The 16224-nt window shown below is 62.8% G+C and carries 21 protein-coding genes; 12 read left to right on the forward strand and 9 right to left on the reverse strand.

Annotation, left to right across the window (positions count from 1 at the left end):
• The first annotated feature begins 42 nt into the window (after positions 1 to 42).
• The 6 genes from ACIQ36_RS01280 (at position 43) to ACIQ36_RS01305 (ending at position 6492) form a co-directional block, all read left to right on the forward strand.
• Positions 43 to 843 carry a cytochrome c oxidase subunit 3 gene (locus tag ACIQ36_RS01280; protein WP_395824654.1) on the forward strand — a complete coding sequence of 267 codons (801 nt, stop codon included), beginning with the start codon at positions 43 to 45 and terminating at the stop codon, positions 841 to 843.
• Between the two features lie 82 nt (positions 844 to 925).
• Positions 926 to 1687, forward strand: coding sequence for an SURF1 family protein (locus tag ACIQ36_RS01285; RefSeq protein ID WP_395824657.1), 762 nt, complete (start codon positions 926 to 928; stop codon positions 1685 to 1687).
• The gene (locus ACIQ36_RS01290; protein WP_395824660.1) at positions 1684 to 3174 is read left to right on the forward strand and encodes a carboxypeptidase M32; all 1491 of its coding nucleotides are present in this window, start codon (positions 1684 to 1686) and stop codon (positions 3172 to 3174) included. The genes ACIQ36_RS01285 and ACIQ36_RS01290 overlap by 4 nt, the downstream gene beginning before the upstream one ends.
• Positions 3175 to 3201: 27 nt before the next feature.
• Entirely contained in the window at positions 3202 to 4608 is a 1407-nt protein-coding gene (gene thrC, locus ACIQ36_RS01295; RefSeq protein ID WP_395824662.1) for a threonine synthase, read from the forward strand.
• On the forward strand, positions 4608 to 5876 hold the full coding sequence (locus tag ACIQ36_RS01300) for a M16 family metallopeptidase (protein ID WP_395824665.1): 1269 nt from the start codon (positions 4608 to 4610) through the stop codon (positions 5874 to 5876). The genes thrC and ACIQ36_RS01300 overlap by 1 nt, the downstream gene beginning before the upstream one ends.
• A 16-nt stretch (positions 5877 to 5892) precedes the next feature.
• Positions 5893 to 6492 carry a GNAT family N-acetyltransferase gene (locus ACIQ36_RS01305; RefSeq protein ID WP_395824668.1) on the forward strand — a complete coding sequence of 200 codons (600 nt, stop codon included), beginning with the start codon at positions 5893 to 5895 and terminating at the stop codon, positions 6490 to 6492.
• Here ACIQ36_RS01305 and ACIQ36_RS01310 read toward each other — a convergent pair.
• The 4 genes from ACIQ36_RS01310 to ACIQ36_RS01325 all read right to left on the reverse strand — a co-directional run bounded on the left by ACIQ36_RS01310 (position 6489) and on the right by ACIQ36_RS01325 (position 9349).
• A complete protein-coding gene (locus ACIQ36_RS01310; protein ID WP_395824671.1) occupies positions 6489 to 6737 on the reverse strand; it encodes a DUF1272 domain-containing protein in 249 nt (82 codons plus the stop codon). The two genes, ACIQ36_RS01305 and ACIQ36_RS01310, sit on opposite strands and share 4 nt — an antisense overlap.
• Before the next feature lie 98 nt (positions 6738 to 6835).
• Positions 6836 to 7483 carry a LysE family transporter gene (locus tag ACIQ36_RS01315; RefSeq protein WP_395824674.1) on the reverse strand — a complete coding sequence of 216 codons (648 nt, stop codon included), beginning with the start codon at positions 7481 to 7483 and terminating at the stop codon, positions 6836 to 6838.
• An 83-nt stretch (positions 7484 to 7566) separates the two neighbouring features.
• A complete protein-coding gene (locus ACIQ36_RS01320; RefSeq protein WP_395824677.1) occupies positions 7567 to 8349 on the reverse strand; it encodes an AraC family transcriptional regulator in 783 nt (260 codons plus the stop codon).
• A gap of 7 nt (positions 8350 to 8356) precedes the next feature.
• The gene (locus ACIQ36_RS01325; RefSeq protein ID WP_395824680.1) at positions 8357 to 9349 is read right to left on the reverse strand and encodes a 2-hydroxyacid dehydrogenase; all 993 of its coding nucleotides are present in this window, start codon (positions 9347 to 9349) and stop codon (positions 8357 to 8359) included.
• Between the two features lie 135 nt (positions 9350 to 9484).
• On the opposite strand from ACIQ36_RS01325, the gene ACIQ36_RS01330 reads away from it, so the two are divergent.
• The 3 genes from ACIQ36_RS01330 to ACIQ36_RS01340 are packed head-to-tail and all read left to right on the forward strand — an operon-like array spanning position 9485 to position 10685.
• Positions 9485 to 9982 (forward strand): SH3 domain-containing protein, encoded by a 498-nt coding sequence (locus ACIQ36_RS01330; RefSeq protein ID WP_395824683.1) that lies wholly within the window; start codon positions 9485 to 9487, stop codon positions 9980 to 9982.
• A 39-nt stretch (positions 9983 to 10021) separates the two neighbouring features.
• Positions 10022 to 10309, forward strand: a complete 288-nt coding sequence (locus ACIQ36_RS01335; RefSeq protein ID WP_395824686.1) for a BrnT family toxin — start codon at positions 10022 to 10024, stop codon at positions 10307 to 10309.
• Positions 10281 to 10685, forward strand: a complete 405-nt coding sequence (locus ACIQ36_RS01340; RefSeq protein ID WP_395824689.1) for a helix-turn-helix domain-containing protein — start codon at positions 10281 to 10283, stop codon at positions 10683 to 10685. Before ACIQ36_RS01335 ends, ACIQ36_RS01340 begins: the two co-directional genes overlap by 29 nt.
• 104 nt (positions 10686 to 10789) lie before the next feature.
• Here the strand turns inward: ACIQ36_RS01340 and ACIQ36_RS01345 are convergent, their stop codons facing one another.
• The 4 genes from ACIQ36_RS01345 to ACIQ36_RS01360 are packed head-to-tail and all read right to left on the reverse strand — an operon-like array spanning position 10790 to position 13727.
• Complete coding sequence (locus tag ACIQ36_RS01345) at positions 10790 to 11035, reverse strand: hypothetical protein (protein ID WP_395824692.1); 246 nt, start codon at positions 11033 to 11035, stop codon at positions 10790 to 10792.
• Positions 11036 to 11062: 27 nt separating this feature from the next.
• Positions 11063 to 11713, reverse strand: a complete 651-nt coding sequence (locus ACIQ36_RS01350; protein WP_395824695.1) for a class I SAM-dependent methyltransferase — start codon at positions 11711 to 11713, stop codon at positions 11063 to 11065.
• Positions 11706 to 12617, reverse strand: coding sequence for a 4-hydroxybenzoate octaprenyltransferase (gene ubiA, locus ACIQ36_RS01355; protein WP_395824698.1), 912 nt, complete (start codon positions 12615 to 12617; stop codon positions 11706 to 11708). Before ubiA ends, ACIQ36_RS01350 begins: the two co-directional genes overlap by 8 nt.
• Positions 12618 to 12632: 15 nt before the next feature.
• Entirely contained in the window at positions 12633 to 13727 is a 1095-nt protein-coding gene (locus tag ACIQ36_RS01360; RefSeq protein WP_395824701.1) for a PA0069 family radical SAM protein, read from the reverse strand.
• A gap of 107 nt (positions 13728 to 13834) precedes the next feature.
• Between ACIQ36_RS01360 and ACIQ36_RS01365 the strand changes: the two genes are divergently transcribed.
• The 3 genes from ACIQ36_RS01365 to ACIQ36_RS01375 all read left to right on the forward strand — a co-directional run bounded on the left by ACIQ36_RS01365 (position 13835) and on the right by ACIQ36_RS01375 (position 15400).
• A complete protein-coding gene (locus ACIQ36_RS01365) occupies positions 13835 to 14113 on the forward strand; it encodes a type II toxin-antitoxin system RelE/ParE family toxin (protein ID WP_395824704.1) in 279 nt (92 codons plus the stop codon).
• Positions 14114 to 14122: 9 nt separating this feature from the next.
• Positions 14123 to 14431, forward strand: coding sequence for a HigA family addiction module antitoxin (locus ACIQ36_RS01370; protein WP_395824707.1), 309 nt, complete (start codon positions 14123 to 14125; stop codon positions 14429 to 14431).
• Between the two features lie 171 nt (positions 14432 to 14602).
• Positions 14603 to 15400 carry a DUF4394 domain-containing protein gene (locus ACIQ36_RS01375; RefSeq protein ID WP_395824710.1) on the forward strand — a complete coding sequence of 266 codons (798 nt, stop codon included), beginning with the start codon at positions 14603 to 14605 and terminating at the stop codon, positions 15398 to 15400.
• Between the two features lie 40 nt (positions 15401 to 15440).
• On the opposite strand, the gene ACIQ36_RS01380 is transcribed toward ACIQ36_RS01375, so the two are convergent.
• Positions 15441 to 16202: an SDR family NAD(P)-dependent oxidoreductase gene (locus ACIQ36_RS01380; protein ID WP_395824713.1), complete on the reverse strand. Its 762-nt coding sequence runs from the start codon at positions 16200 to 16202 to the stop codon at positions 15441 to 15443.
• Between the last annotated feature and the right edge of the window lie 22 nt (positions 16203 to 16224).

Consider the following 16224-nt stretch of genomic DNA (forward strand, 5'->3'; position numbering starts at 1 on the left):
GCGGAATTGCCCAACTTAGTACGACGGTAAGGAATAAAGGTTATGGCCCAACAAAAACATCCTTTCCATCTGGTCGATCCCAGCCCATGGCCGCTGCTGTCGTCGCTGGCGGCGGGCGGGTTGGCGGGCGGCGCGGTCATGTATATGCATGGTAGCGGCCCGATCCTGCTGATCATCGCTTTCCTTGCCGTGCTGGGCTGCATGGCGGGCTGGTGGATGGATGTGGTGCGCGAAGGCGTGCATGAGGGGCATCACACCAATATCGTGAAGATTGGTCTGCGCTATGGCGTGATCTTCTTCATCATCTCGGAAGTGATGTTCTTCGTCGCCTTCTTCTGGGCCTTTTTCGACATGAGCCTTTTTCCGCGCCTGGGCCAATGGCCGCCGGAAGGCATTCAAGTCTTCAACCCGTTTGAACTGCCACTGCTGAACACGCTCATTCTGCTGCTCTCGGGCACGACGGTGACCTGGGCGCATCACGCGCTGCTGCATAATGACCGCAAGGGGCTGGTTCAGGGCTTGGCCATCACCGTGGCGCTGGGCTTCATCTTCACGCTGCTGCAAGCCTATGAATATGCCCATGCCGCGTTTGGCTTCCGCGACGGGATTTACGCTTCGACCTTCTATCTGGCCACCGGCTTCCACGGCTTCCACGTGCTTGTCGGCACGATCTTCTTGGCGGTTTGCCTGCTCCGGGCACAAAAGGGACATTTCACGCCGGAATCCCATGTGGGATTCGAGGCGGCGGCTTGGTACTGGCATTTCGTCGATGCCGTGTGGCTGTTCCTGTTCGTCGCCATTTACTGGTGGGGTAGCGCCGGCGGGGTTGTTGCGGCGCATTGATCCGAACGGTTTCTGGGAATGCAGGGAGGGGGCGCAGTTTGCGCCCCTTCTCGTTTTCAGCAGAATGCGCTACCTCACTTCTATGACAACACTTCAGGCGGAAAAACCGCTGAGCAACCTACCCCTGTTTCTTGCTGCCGGAATCGCCGTGGTGATTCTGATCGTGCTTGGCACGTGGCAGCTTCAGCGCTTGCAATGGAAGCAAGCCCTGATGACGGCGCGGCAAACCGCGGTGGCGGCAGCGCCGCTGACGGCGCTGCCCACGGGGGATGTGTCGGCGGTAGCCTTTCGGCGGCTGCGCTTAACCGGAACCTACGATAGCCGGGTTGAGTTTCATCTGTCCGGTCAGTCGCTGGCCGATAGCCGGGGGATGAGCCAAGCGGGGTGGCACGTGGTCACGCCGTTCACCCTGGCTGATGGGGCTACGGTGATGGTGGATCGCGGCTTCGTGCCCTATGATCTGAAAGACCCAAGCCGCCGCGCGCCGGTGCCGGTGGGCGTGCAGACAATCGAAGGGCTTATTCGTCCCGCCGGTCCGCGCGGCTGGATGGTGCCGGAGAACGACGTTCGCCAGAATGTCTGGTTCACCCTTGATGCCGACGCGATGGCAAAAGCCGCCGGGCTTACGGGTGTTGCGCCCTTCACGCTGGATTTGGTGGCGGGTGCCGCCCCATCCAACGATTGGCCGCGCGGTGGGCAAACGCGGCTAGACCTGCCGAATAACCATTTGCAATATGCCCTTACCTGGTATTCGTTGGCAGGGGTGCTGATAATCGTCACGGGCCTGTTTGCGCGTGCGCGGACACGATCGGCGGCGCAGACTAAAGAGGGATTGCGCGGATGAGTGCACAGGCCGCTTACAAAAATCTCACCGATCATTTCGCCCGGATTGGCGCGCTGCGCGCCGTTTCCGGCATTTTGGGGTGGGACGCGGCGACGATGATGCCGAGCGGCAGCGCGGCGGCGCGGGCAGAACAGCAGGCGGCGCTGGATGTCGCCATTCACGAGAAGCTGAACGATCCCCGCGTGCAAGAATGGCTCGCCACGGCGGAAGGAGAATCCCCCGAAGCGAAAGCCAATCTGCACGAAATCCGCCGCGATGTGGTGCATGCCACGGCAGTTCCCGCCGATTTGGTCGATGCCTTCGCCCGCGCTACCTCCGCGTCCGAGATGGTTTGGCGCACCGCCCGCGCGGAGAATAATTTTGCGGCCCTGCTGCCGAAATTGCGCGTGCTGCTGGGGCTGGTGCGCGACTTGGGGCAGGCCAAGGCCGAAGCCCTCGGCACGTCGGTTTACGATGCCCTGCTCGATCAGTTCGAGCCGGGCGGGCGCTCCGCCGATATCGACGTGCTGTTCGCCGATCTTGCGGCCTTCCTGCCCGACCTCACCGAAAACGTACTGGCCGCGCAAGCCCGCCGTCCGGCCCCGCTCGATTTGCCCGGCCCGTTCCTGGTCGCGACGCAAAAGGCGCTCGGCGAACGGCTCATGCGGGCGCTGGGGTTTGATTTTGATCGGGGGAGGCTTGATGTCTCCCATCACCCCTTCTGTGGCGGCGCGCCCGGCGATGTGCGCATCACCACGCGCTATAGTGAAGATAGTTTCTTTCCCGCCATGATGGGCGTGCTGCACGAAACCGGCCACGCCCTCTATGAAATCGGCCTGCCCCAGCACCATCGCGGCCAACCCATCGGCTATGCGCGCGGCATTAGCCTGCACGAAAGCCAATCGTTGTTGGTGGAAATGCAGGTCAGCCGGTCGCAGGCGTTTCTCACCTTCGCCACGCCCTTGATCCGCGAGGCGTTTGGCGGCAGCGGCCCGGCCTGGAGTGTCGAGAACCTCCACGCCCATGCAACGCGGGTGTCGCGCGGCTTGATCCGGGTGAATGCCGATGAAGTCACCTATCCCGCCCATGTTATCCTGCGCTACCGGCTGGAGCGCGCGCTGATCGACGGCTCCTTGGACCTCGCCGATCTGCCCGGCGTCTGGCGCGACGGCATGCAGGAGTTGGTCGGCATTACCCCGCCGGATGATAAAGACGGCTGCCTGCAAGATATCCATTGGCCCGCCGGGCTGTTCGGCTATTTCCCCACCTATACGATGGGCGCGATGACGGCGGCGCAACTCTATGCCGCCGCGCAAGAAGCGGTGCCGGAAATCCCCGATGAAATCGCCAAAGGCAATTTCGCGCCGCTCCTCGGTTGGCTGCGGGAGAAAATCCATGGGCTGGGCTCGACCCAGAGCACGCGCGATATTCTGATTGCCGCTACAGGCGCGCCCCTATCGGTCGCCCCCTTCCGCCGTCATCTGGAGCGGCGCTATCTCCATGCTTAACCTTTTGCCTTAAGGACTGGACAGACTTTGCGCTATGTGAGCACGCGCGGATCCGCGCCCGATCTGGCTTTCGATGATCTGTTGCTGACCGGCCTCGCCCGCGATGGCGGTCTCTACGTTCCGGCGGAATGGCCCAGTTTCACCCTGGCCGATTGGCGCGCGTTGCGCGGCCTGTCCTATGCCGATCTTGCGACGCGGCTGCTGGCCCCTTACGTCTGCTCGACGATCTCCGAAGAGGATTTGGCCGATATCGTCGCCAAAACCTATGCCGGGTTCCGGCATCCGGCGGTGGCCCCGCTGAAGCAGCTCGATACCAATTCCTACCTGATGGAACTGTTCCACGGGCCGACGATTGCCTTCAAGGATTACGCCCTGCAACTCTTGGGGCGGCTGTTCGATCATGTGCTCGCGAAGCAGGGCAAGCGCGTGACGATCTTGGGTGCAACCTCCGGCGATACGGGCTCGGCGGCGATTGAAGCCTGCCGCGACCGCGACGCGGTGGATGTGTTCATTCTCTACCCCCACGGCCGCGTGTCGGACGTGCAGCGGCGGCAGATGACGACGGTTCCAGCGGCGAATGTGCGCGCGATTGCCGTGGAAGGCACTTTCGATGATTGCCAGGATATCGTGAAGGAATTGTTCGCGGATCTGGCTTTCCGCGATGCAGCGCATTTATCCGCCGCCAACTCGATCAACTGGGCGCGGATCGTCGCCCAAATTGTTTATTATGTGTATGCGGCGCTGCAACTCGGCGCGCCGGATCGGCACATTAATTTCGCCGTTCCCACGGGAAATTTCGGCAATGTCTTCGCCGCCTATTGCGCCAAGCGCATGGGCCTGCCGATTGACCGGCTGGTGATCGGCACGAACCGCAACGATATTCTCACGCGATTCTTCACCACCGGCGATATGTCGATTGCCGGGGTCGAGCCGAGCCTATCGCCGTCGATGGATATTCAGGTGTCGAGCAACTTCGAGCGCCTGCTGTTCGATCTGCTGGAACGCGACGGGGCGGAAGTCGCCCGCCGCATTGCCGAGTTCCGCACGACCGGCAAACTTCACCTGGAAGCCGATAGGCTGAAGCGGGCGCAGCGCCTCTTCTCCGCCACCCAACTTTCGGATGAGGATACGCTCACCACGATGCGCCGGGTGTACGAGCAAACCGGTGAGATTCTCGATCCTCATTCGGCGATTGCGGTTGGCAGCATGCAGCGCTTGCAGGGCAATGACCGCGACCCGATGGTCGCGCTCGCCTGTGCCCATCCGGCGAAATTCCCGGCGGCGGTGCGTCAGGCCTTGGGCTTCGAAGCGCCGCTGCCGCCGCATTTGGCGCATCTGATGACCGCGCAAGAGCGCTTTACCGTGCTGCCCGCGAAAGCGGCGGTCATTCGTGATTATGTGAGCGCGGAACTGCGCTTGGGAGCCTTCGCTTAATGGTGACTTTGTCCACGCTCCGCAATGGGCTGACGGTGCTGACCGATTATATGCCGAGCGCCGAAACCGTCTCGCTCGGCGTTTGGGTGGGCGTTGGCACGCGCGATGAAGCCGCCGAGCAAAACGGCATCGCCCACGTGCTGGAGCATATGGCCTTCAAGGGCACGTTGAGCCTGTCGGCGCGCGAGATTGCCGAGAAAATCGAAGACGTGGGCGGGCATCTCAACGCCTATACCACGCGCGAGCATACGGCCTATTACGCCAAGGTTCTGGCCGCCGACACGCCGCTCGCCGTGTCGTTGCTCGCCGATATTCTGCTGAATTCGGTGTTCGATGGGGAAGAGCTCACCCGCGAGCGCGCCGTGATTTTGCAGGAAATCGGTCAGGCGATGGACACGCCGGACGATGTGATTTTCGACCAGTTCCAGGAAATCGCCTACCCGGATCAGCCCTTGGGCCGCCCGGTGCTGGGGCGTGCGGAGATCGTCGAAAGCATCACGCGCGAGCAGCTTTCCGCCTATTTGAAGCGCCATTACCACCCGAAGAATATGATCGTCGCGGCGGCGGGGAAGATCGATCATGCCGCCTTCGAAGCGCTGGTTTCGGCGGCCTTCGGTGATATGACCGGCAGCGCCATTGAAACCCTGCCAGCCCACGCGCGCTATATCGGCGGCACGCACATCGAGGCGCGCGACCTGGAGCAAAGTCATCTTGTGATCGGCTTTCCCACCGTCAGCGCCAATGATCCGGACTATTACGCCCTGTCGGTTTATTCGACGATTCTCGGCGGCGGCATGTCCTCGCGCCTCTTCCAAGAGGTGCGGGAGAAGCGCGGGCTGGTCTATTCCGTCTATAGTTTCGCCTCCACCTACCGCGATACCGGCCTGATGGGGATTTACGCGGGCACGGGGCCGGAGGAATTGGCGAAGCTCATTCCGGTGATCGCCGATGAAATCCAACGCCTGCCCGACACGCTGACCGCGCCGGAAATCGCCCGCGCCCACGCCCAGTTGCGGGCGGGAACGCTGATGGCGCGCGAAAGCACCTCGGCGCGGGTCGAAGCCCTCGCCCAAAATTTCCTTACCTATGGCCGCACGGTCGAGGTGGCGGAAGTGCTGGAGCGGTTGGCGGCGGTGAGCACCGAGGATATTCGCCGCCTCGGGGGCCGGTTCATCACCGCCCCGCCGACGCTGGCGCTGCTGGGACCAGAAGCGACGCTGGACCCGATGGCCCTGTTGACGGCCCGCCTATCCCGCGCAGCGGCCTAATCTTATCGGGCGGGCGATGAGCCTTTTCGGACTAGGCTTTCCCGATCTTCAGCGGCGCGGCAACCGGGTGCTGATCCGCCCGCCCCGCCTGACCGATTTCGCCCGCTGGGCCGAACTGCGCACCGCGTCGCGCGCGTTTCTGGAGCCGTGGGAACCAACCTGGGGCGAAGATGGCCTGTCGCGCCAGCGCTTCCGTGCCCGGCTGACCGAGCAAGGCCAGGCGTGGCGCGACGATCGCGGCTATGCGTTTTTCATTTTCGCGCTCGCCGACCACGGCCCAACCGGCGAAGGCGCGCTGGTGGGGGGAATCACCCTATCGTCGGTTCGGCGCGGTGTCGCGCAAATGGCCTCGGTCGGCTATTGGACCGGCGAGCCTTTCGCGCGAAAGGGCTATATGCGCGATGCCCTGCGCCTGGTGCTGGAGTTCGCGGCCAAAGACATCGACCTGCACCGCGTCGAAGCCGCCTGCCTGCCGCGCAATCTCCCCAGCCGGGAACTGCTGCTCACCTCGGGGTTCACCGAAGAAGGGTTTGCCGAGCGCTATTTAAAGATCAATGGCGTCTGGGAAGATCATTGCCTGTTCGGCAAGATCGTTGGGGAGCCGAATATTCCCTAAGCGACCCGCTCCCCGCACGGGGCCGCGCGCAACACCCGTTCGGTCGAGGCCGGATGCTTCAAGAGTTTTTCCGGCGGGCGGACCGGGCGCGTCACCAGATTGCCGCCGCAGTTGGGGCAGGCCCCCTGAAACACCCCCTCCGCGCACGCCCGGCAGAAGGTGCATTCATAGGTGCAGATGAGCGCATCAGCGTCGGGCGGTAAATCGCGGTCGCAGCATTCGCAGTTGGGGCGTAAGGCCAGCATGGGGAAGTTCCTCGAGCGGTTAAAGTACCCCCAGCATGGCGGCGCTTGCTTTTAGCGTATAGGACAAGATACCGCGATTTTCTGCCAAATGCCCCGTCCTACAGCATCCCGCGCACCCAATCCCCCAGCACCCCGAGCCCGGCCAGGAGCAGAAACCCGCCGCAGGCGCCGGTCATCAGCCGTTGGGCGCGCGGGCTGAAATTGCGGTGGGCGAGGGCAATGATCCCGGCGCAGACGAAGCACCAGAGGATTGAGGCGGTCATGAAACCGGTGAAAAACCAACCAAGGTCGCGCGCTGTCGGGGTTGCCAGCCCCAGGCTCGGCATCACGCCAACCAGAGCGACCCAAACACCGATATTTTGGGGGTTCCCCAAGGATAGCCCAGCCCCCGCCAATAGCGCTCCCCTGGTTTGGCCGATAATCGGGCGTGGCGTAGCTTCTGCGTGCGGGCGGAAGGCATCCCGAACCCCTTGCGCCCCCATGTAGAGCAAGAGCGTACCGCCGCCCAGCGTCAGCAGGCTCATGAGTCCCGGCGAGTCGATCAGCAGGCTCGCGCCCAGCAAGCCGAGCCCGGCCCAGGTGGCATCGCCCACCAGCGAGCCGATCTGCACGGCCAGCGCTGGGGCAAAGCCGCCGGTGAGCCCGCGCCGCAATGATTCCGCCCAAACCGGCCCAGGGGCAGCGTTAAACGAGAGGCCGAAGAGAAACGACGCGGTGAGAAGAGAGAGCAGAGCAGGGTCGATCACGGCAGACCTCAGAGGTAAGAAGCCCCCTTCTATGCCCCGCTGTCATCGCTTGGTCTTGAACAGGATTAGCCGCAAGGGCGGTTCTAGCAGACGGTCGAAGCGCGTTTGCGGTAGGCCCCCGGTGTAAGGCCGCTCACTTTACGAAACGCGCGGGTGAAATGGGCTTGGTCGGCAAATCCCAGATCAAGCGCAATCGCGGCCAGCGATTCGGCCCCCCGCAACCGCCGCCGCGCTTCGATCAGGCGTCGATCCAGGGCCCAAGCCAATGGCGGCAACCCGTGGGTTCGGCGAAAGGCGCGCACAAGGCCGGTCGGGCTCAGACCCGCCAGTTCGGCCAACTCCCCCAGAGTGGGCACCGGTAAATCGAAGGCGCAGAGACGGTCGATAATGGCGCTGAGGGGCGCGCGGGGCGGGGATGCGAGGCCTCGGCGCGGGCCAAACTCCAGCAGATCGCCCAGACTCTCCAGCAACAGCAGCGCCGTTTCTTCAACGCGGCCTGGATGGCGCAATCCGGCTAGGGTTCGGAAGAAAGCTAAGCTTTGCGGGGCGGGGGCCACCGCTCGGCGCACCTGAACCTGGTTCTGCGTCACCTGCTCCAACCAATCGGGCGGCGCGTAGAGGGTAACGAACTGCCACGGTTGGTCCCCAAGCGAGCGGGAGGCTTGGACCGCGCCCGGCATATAGAGCGTTACATCGCCCGGCCCCGCCTCGTAGGTGCGCCCGTCGAGCCACAGGCTTTCCCCGCCCGAAAGATTGGCGGAGATGACCATTTCATCGTGGCTATGTTTGGGGAACGCCGCAGGGGCAGCGCTTCCCGTCTGCCAGACTTCGAGCACGCCAGCGCGGGTGAGGGCGGGCGCGTCCATCCCCGTCCTACAGCATCCCTTCGAAAACCCGATCCGGCGGGCGGTGGCCGTCGGCGAAGGTTTTGATGTTGATGATGACGCGCTCGCCCATATCCACGCGCCCTTCCAAGGTGGCCGAAGCCATATGGGGCAGCAGCACGGCGGTTTTGGCGCGCAGCAGCTTGGGATTGATATTGGGTTCGCGCTCATAGACATCGAGCCCCGCGCCGCCGATATCGCCCGCCAGCAGCAGATCGGCCAGGGTCTTTTCGTCGATAAGCTCACCGCGCGCGGTATTGATGACGATGGCGTGTTTCTGAATGAGCTTCAGCCGCCGCGCCGAGAGGATGTGATAGGTCGCGGGCGTATGCGGGCAGTTGACCGAGACGATATCCATGCGCGCCAGCATTTGATCGAGGCTTTCCCAATAGGTCGCCTCCAACTCGCCCTCAAGGTCCGCCGCCACCCGGTGCCGGTTGTGGTAATGCACTGAGAGCCCGAAACCGCGCGCGCGCCGGGCAAGGGCAGTGCCGATGCGGCCCATGCCGACGATGCCAAGGCGCTTGCCGTGAATCCGCCGCCCCAGCATCCAGTTCGGCGACCAACCGTGCCATTCGCCGTCGCGCAACACCCGCTCGCCTTCGGTAATGCGGCGGCAGACGGCGAGGATAAGGGCCATCGCCATATCGGCGGTATCCTCCGCCAGCACACCCGGCGTATTCGTAACCGTGATACCTTTTTCCTTCGCGGCCTTCAGGTCGATATGATCGACGCCCGCGCCGAAGCTGGCGATGAGCTTAAGGTTCGGCCCGGCTTCGGCCAGCAAGGCTTCATCGATCCGGTCGGTCACGGTCGGCACCAGCACATCGGCGGTGCGTACGGCCTCGGTAAGCTGCTCCACCGTCAACGGCAGATCATCCAGGTTGAGGCGCGTGTCGAACAGCTCCATCATTCGGGTTTCGATCACGTCAGGCAGTTTGCGCGTGACGACAACGATGGGTTTCTTTCGGTTTGTCGGCATGCGGGCTCCCCCCCTAGAGGCAATCGATCATTTGTTTGGGCAGGGCGATAAAAGGCCCTGGGTTGAGCAAGGTCAATCTTGAAATCGCACCGCGCGGGTGCCAATGGTTCTGCCATGAAAAAGTTTTTTGCGGCAATGCGATATCGTCTTTCCCTTTTGGCCCTCGCGGCCAGCGTGCTTTTGGCCCCGAGCGCCGGTTTGGCCCAGGGCACCGATACTTCTTTGCCGATTCCCCGGTTCGTGTCGCTGCGCTCGGACGAGGTGAACCTGCGCTTCGGCCCCGGTCAGCAATATCCCATCGAATGGGTGCTAAACCGCGCCAGCATGCCCGTGGAAATCACCCAAGAATATGAAACCTGGCGCAAGATCCGCGCGGTCGATGGCACCGAAGGTTGGGTGCATCAGCGCATGGTCGCGGGCAAGCGCACCGCCATCGTTATCGGCACCGAGCCGCAGATTCTCCGCCGCCGCCCGGAAGCGAACGGCCCCGCCGTGGCGCGCCTGGAGCCGGGGGTGATCGGCGATCTGAAAGAGTGCAAAGGCGATTGGTGCCGCCTGGAACTCCCCAAAGTGCGCGGCTGGCTGCGCCGGGCGGAGATTTGGGGTGTGTATCCGAAGGAGACGTTTGAGTAGGTCATTGACCTATATAGTCAATGGGCCTACCTTTAAATCATGGGATTTGGCTGGGATCCGAATAAGAGCCACAAAAACGCAACGGAAAGAGGGCTTCCGTTTGACATTGCAATGGCGCTGTTTGATTCCGGCACCTTAGAGTTTGACGACAGGCGGCGCGACTATGGCGAGCGCCGGATCATCGCTTTCGGGCAGGTTGCGGGGCGGGTTCTTACTTGCGTTTACACATGGCGCGGTACGGCCGATGACCCTATCCGTTGGATTATCAGCCTTCGGAAAGCCGATAAGGGAGAGTCTTATGCCTATCGACAAACATTTCCGCAGTGATCTCGACCTAGCCAAAATCGACTGGGCCAAGGTCGATGCAACCAGCGATGCCGAAATTAGGGCGCAGGTGGAGGCCGATGAGGATACCGCGCCGATTTTCTCGGCGCATGATCTGGCGGCTCTGGCGCGTCCCGTCGAGCCACCGACCGCAGAGGATGTTCGGTCACTGCGGTTGCGGCTTGGGTTGACTCAGGAAGCTTTTGCCGCCCGCTATGGGTTTTCGGTGCATGCGGTTCGGCAGTATGAAACGGCCCGTCGGGTGCCGAGTGGGCCGATCCGAACTCTGTTGCGCGTTATAGCGCACGAGCCCGACGCCGTGACGCGGGCTTTGGCGCGCCGTGACGAAACGAAGATTACACCCTCACCCCATAAATAATCGTCTCGCGCCCCTCGCGGTCTTTCAGATCAAAGCGGCTGGCTGCGCCGGGCGGAGATTTGGGGCGTGTATCCTAAAGAGACGTTTGAGAATTAGCGGTCGCGCTAAGGCTTCGATTCCGGCGGCGGGTCGATGAGGGCAAAGCCCTTATCCTGATACTCTTTGATGCAGGTCCAGACGTCGTCTTGCGCACTTTTGGGATAATCGCCCCGCCACTGAGAGCAACTCCGAACCTCCCCCGTATTGGGGTGCCTCAGGCGATAGGCTTGGGTGAAATCGCACCCCGAAAGCGCGATCACGGATAGGATCGAGACAAGATAAGGAAGCCGGAGGCGCATAATATCGGTCATCGTCCGATTCTCCTCGCGGAACTAAGTTTATGTCAGCGCGTAGATCACGGTCTCCCGCGTCTCCCGGTCTTCGAGGTCCAGCACCGTTGGGATCGTATAACGAGCAAGCTCAATCAGACCGGTCTTAGGGACATAGGCACGGCCCGGGTCGGCCAGGAGTACCGGCACGCCCCGCGCCGCCACAATGCGACCCCAGGCTATGGCTTTTTCCGCCAGGGGTTTTTCATAGCACATATCGCCGACCAGCAGCAGATCGATGCTCTCGGGGGGAGGGTTTGCCAGCAGGTCGGTGCTGAGCGCGCGGACCTGGGGCAGGCCATTGGCCTCGGCGTTCAGGGTGATGGCGGTGCAGGCGTAAACGTCGATATCGGCAGCCAGCACCGAGATCGCGCCCGCTTTGGCTGCCGCAAGCGACGTAATTCCACAACCCGCGCCTAAATCGAGCACGCGCTTACCCGCCACCAATTCGGGATGATCCAGCAGATAGCGCGCCAGCGCCTGCCCGCCCGGCCAGGCAAAAGCCCAATAGGGCGGCGGCAGGTTCGATTGCTGCAACTCGGCCTCGGTCGCCTGCCACAGCGGCAGAGCTTCATCGGCCAAATGCAGGAGAAGTTCGGGAACGGCGCTCGGCGGTTTCAGCGCCGTTTGGGCGCGAATGAAGGTGAGCGCGTCAGCCAAGAAGTATTCTCCCGAGGAGCAGAGGAAGCAGCACGAGCCAGCCAACGAAGCGGTTCGCGCGGAAGAGAAGCAGGCATTGGGCGGGATCATCGATGCGCAGCCAGACCAATTGCCAGAGGAAATGCGCCCCGGCCAGCAGGGCGACGGTCAGCGCGAGCCCCCAGCCCCACCCGGCGGCCAGGATCGCTGCCGCCAGCAGGGCCACGGTTCCCGCGTAGAAAAAGCTCAACCAACGCCCGGTTGCCGCGCCGAAGCGCAGCGCGGTGGATTTCACACCGATGCGCGCGTCGTCATCCTTATCCTGATGGGCGTAGATCGTATCGTAGCCGAGCGTCCATAGAATCCCCGCGCCATAGAGCAGTAGCGCGGGCCAATCGAGCGTGCCGCGCGCGGCGGTCCAGCCCATCAAGGCCCCCCAGTTGAAGGCGAGCCCCAGCACGAACTGCGGCCAATGGGTGACGCGCTTCATCAGCGGATAGACGGCGATCAGCAGCGTCGAGGCCAACCCCAGGGCGATGGCGGTCTTGTTCAGCGCCAGCAGCACGGCGAGGCCGATGAAACATTGCGCGGCGAGGAAGGCCCCCGCCTGCATCATCGAGATTTCGCCCGAGGCGAGCGGGCGCAGGGCGGTGCGGGCCACCTGCCGGTCGAACTCCCGGTCCATCATATCATTGACCGTGCAGCCCGCGCCGCGCATAGCGAGCGCCCCGATGGCAAAAAGCAAATACAGCCCAAGGCTCTGCGATCCTGCCAGCGCAAGCCCCCACCAGCAGGGGAACAGCAGCAACCACGTGCCAATCGGCCGATCCAGCCGCGCGAGCTTGGCATAGGGCCGCCACGCTGCGGGCAGCAGGGCGATAAGGCCGGTTTCTTGAATATCGCTGCGGGTCGTCATGGGCGGCATGATTGGCACAGCGCCTCAAGAAAACAAGGTGAATTGATCTCCCGGCGCAGGCGGCGGCTTAAAGCGGGTGCAATCGAGCTCCCAAGCCGGGACCGAAAGACCGAAGCGCGTGCGGGCGAGGCGCAAGCGCTGGCCGATCATTTCCGCCACCGGCCCCGTGCCGCGAAAGCGCTCGCCGGGTTTAGCCTTGTAGAGTTGGCCTTCCCGGCACTGGCGGATCAGCGACAGCACCCTTTCGGCCCGCTGGGGGCGGTGTTCGCGCAGCCAAGCTTCCATCAGGGGGGCGACTTCCATCGGTAGGCGAATGAGAATAGCGCTGGCCGACTGCGCTCCCGCCTGGGCGGCGGCCTCTAGAATCGCCTCTAACTCGTGATCGTTGAGGCCGGGGATCATCGGCGAGGCGAAAACGGCGACGGGAATCCCGGCGTCCGATAGTAGCCGAATCGCCTCAAGCCGTCGGGCGGGCGTGGGGGCGCGCGGCTCCAGCAGGCGGGCAAGGTCGCGGTCGAGCGTGGTGACAGAAATGGCCACCCGGACCAAATTCTGCGCGGCCATTGGCGCGAGAATATCCAAATCGCGCGTAATCAGTGCGGCTTTGGTGGTGATGCCGACGGGGTGTTGAAAATCGCGCAGCACCTCCAGCACTTGCCGCGTCAGCCCCAACCCGCGTTCAATCGGCTGATAGGGGTCTGTATTGGTGCCGATGGCGAGCGGCGCGACCTTGTACTTCTTGTGCCGCAAGGCTTCCGCCAGCAGGCGCGGCGCGTCGGGCTTGGCAATCAGCTTGGTTTCGAAATCGAGCCCCGGCGCTAGGCCCCAATAGGCGTGGGTCGGGCGGGCGAAGCAATAGGCGCAGCCATGCTCGCAGCCGCGATAGACGTTGAGCGATTGGCTAAACGGCAAATCCAGCGCCGTTTGCTGAACGATAATGCTTTTGCTGTGGTCGAAGCTCACCTCCGTTTGCGGCGGCGGCTGTTCTTCCTGGCTCCAGCCGTCATCCAGCGCAACGCGGGAGAGGCGCTCATAGCGATTATCCGCCGCCCCAATCGCCCCCCGGCCCTTCAGCACGGGGGCGGGCAGTTGGATATCGGTGAGCGCGGAGGAGGGCATGGGGGAAGGGTATCAAAATATAGGAACAAAACAAGAATATAGTGATTTGCTCATCGTCATAGATCGTCGGTCTTGAGGTGTGTAAGCGGATAGCTTACATTGAGTCTATGATCGCTTCGTTCAAAAGCAAAGCTCTGGCCGTGCTTTTTGAGACCGGTAAATCTGGTAAGATTGATGCAAAGCTCCATAAAAGGCTTCTGCTGCGGCTTGACCGGCTTGAGGTCGCGGAACGACCGGAGGATATGAACTTACCGGGCTTCAACTTTCACGCCCTGAACGGTTTTAGTCCGACGCGCTACACCGTCCATGTTAGCGGTCCCTGGTGCATCACCTTCGAGTTCGACGGGACAGAGGCTGCCCAAGTCGATCTTGAGCAGTACCATTAGGAGAGCCGCATGAGCGTCGTTCAGGTGCAAAGACCCCTCTCACGATGCCCGTCTCATCCCGGTGCGCTTCTGGAAGATATCATTCCCGCAACCGGCAAGACGAAAGCCGAAATTGCGAGTCTTCTCGGCATATCCCGTCAGCAGCTTTACGATATCTTGCGGGAAAAAAAGCCGGTTTCTCCCAATATGGCCGCGCGTTTGGGCAAGATGTTCGGCGATGGGGCTGCTATTTGGCTGCGGATGCAAGCGGCCTATGATGCGTGGCACGCCGAGCGCGACGTGGATGTTTCTGGGATACCAACGATCCACGCAATCTGATTCAGGCACATTAAAATAGCGTGATTCCGCCAAAGGAAAGAGCTTTACGTCTATATTTTTTCGGGACGCGATTTTCGCTGAAACGCTGCATCTGGGAGGCGGGCTCGCGCCTAAAGAGGGCGTGAGACGTCTCGGCTCTTTCCCAATTTCCTAAATCTAAGGATGCGATATATGACACGCTTTGCAAGCTTCGCGCTGGCGGGATTGATGGTGGCTGCCGTACCGGCGGCGGCTTCGGCGCAAATGGCGGCTTCCTGGGTGGGGCTGCTGCCGGACAACAAACTGGTGCAGATCGACGGCCAAAAGGCCCGCGCTTCCAAACCGATGCCGATCAAAGGCATTGAAGGAACCGTCGTCGGTATCGACGTGCGCCCGTCTAACGGCAAGCTCTATGCGCTCACCCTGAGCGGCGGGCTTTATACGGTGGACCCCAAGACGGGAACGGCGACGCGGGCGAGCCAGCTTAATCAGGGCGTCAATACCGGCCTCAATCCCGTTGTCGATTTCAACCCGGTGGCCGACCGGCTGCGCGTGCTCGGCATCGATGGCGCGAGCTACCGCATCAATGTCGATAGCGGTATGGTTACGGTCGATGGCACGCTGAAATATGATCCGGCCGATGCCGCCGCTGGCAAAGCGCCGCTGGTGCAGGCGGGGGCCTATAGCAATTCCTTCGCCGGAACCAAGGAAACCGGGCTCTACGATATCGATAGCACGCTGGGCACCTTCCTCGTGCAAGCGCCGCCCAACGACGGGATTCTGAAAACCCGTGGGGCTTTGGGGGCGAAACTGGCCTCCCCCATCGCCTTCGATATCGTCGCCGATGGCGCAGGCGGGAACCTCGGCTACCTCGTCTCGGGCAAAAGCCTCTATACGGTCGATATCGCCACGGGCAAGGCGACGAAGAAGGCCGATCTCAAAGGCCTGTCGGGCGTGCTGCGCGATATCGCTGCCCTGCCGAAAATGTAAACGTGTCGGGCGGGGGCGTTGGTCCCCGCCCGAACTTTCGCTATTTCGCGTTCATGCGAATCGCGCCGTCGAGGCGAATGGTGGAGCCGTTTAGCATGGTCTGGCGGCAGATGGTGAGTACCAACTCTGCGTAATCTTCCGCCGTGCCGAGGCGCGAGGGGAAGGGGACCGAGGCGGCAAGGCTCTCTTGCACCGCCGGCGGCATGGCGGCCAGCATCGGCGTTCCGAAAATCCCTGGCGCAATCGTCATGACCCGCACGCCTTTCGGGGCGAACTCGCGCGCCAGTGGCAGCGTCATCGCCGCAACCCCGCCTTTCGAGGCCGCATAGGCCGCTTGGCCGATCTGGCCTTCGAAGGCGGCGACCGACGCCGTGGTGATAATCACGCCGCGTTCGCCCTCGGCCAAAGGCTCCAGCGCCAGCATCCCGGCGGCGGCAACGCGCACGGCGTTGAAGGTGCCGATCAAATTCACCGAAATCACTTTGCTGAAAGCATCTAGCGCCATCGGCCCGTCGCGTCCCACTGCGCGGGCGGCGGGGGCAATTCCGGCGCAACCGACGAGAATGCGGGCAGGGCCATGGGCGGCGGCGGCTTTCGCAATCGCGCTTTCCACCGCCGCGGCATCGCTCACATCGGCGGGGCAGGCGAGGGCACCGAGGCTGGCGGCGGCGTCATCGAGCTTTGCGCCCGGAAGATCGATCAGCGCGACCTTGGCCCCCGCTGCGATCAGCGCCTTGGCGCTGCCATAGCCGAGTCCCGATGCGCCGCCCGTGATAACGGCGGCCTGTCCTGCGATATCCATGCGTTTCTCTCCCTCGGGTGAC

Origin of the sequence: Elstera sp. (genome assembly GCF_044372965.1) — a bacterium.
Classification (GTDB): Bacteria; Pseudomonadota; Alphaproteobacteria; order Elsterales; family Elsteraceae; genus Elstera.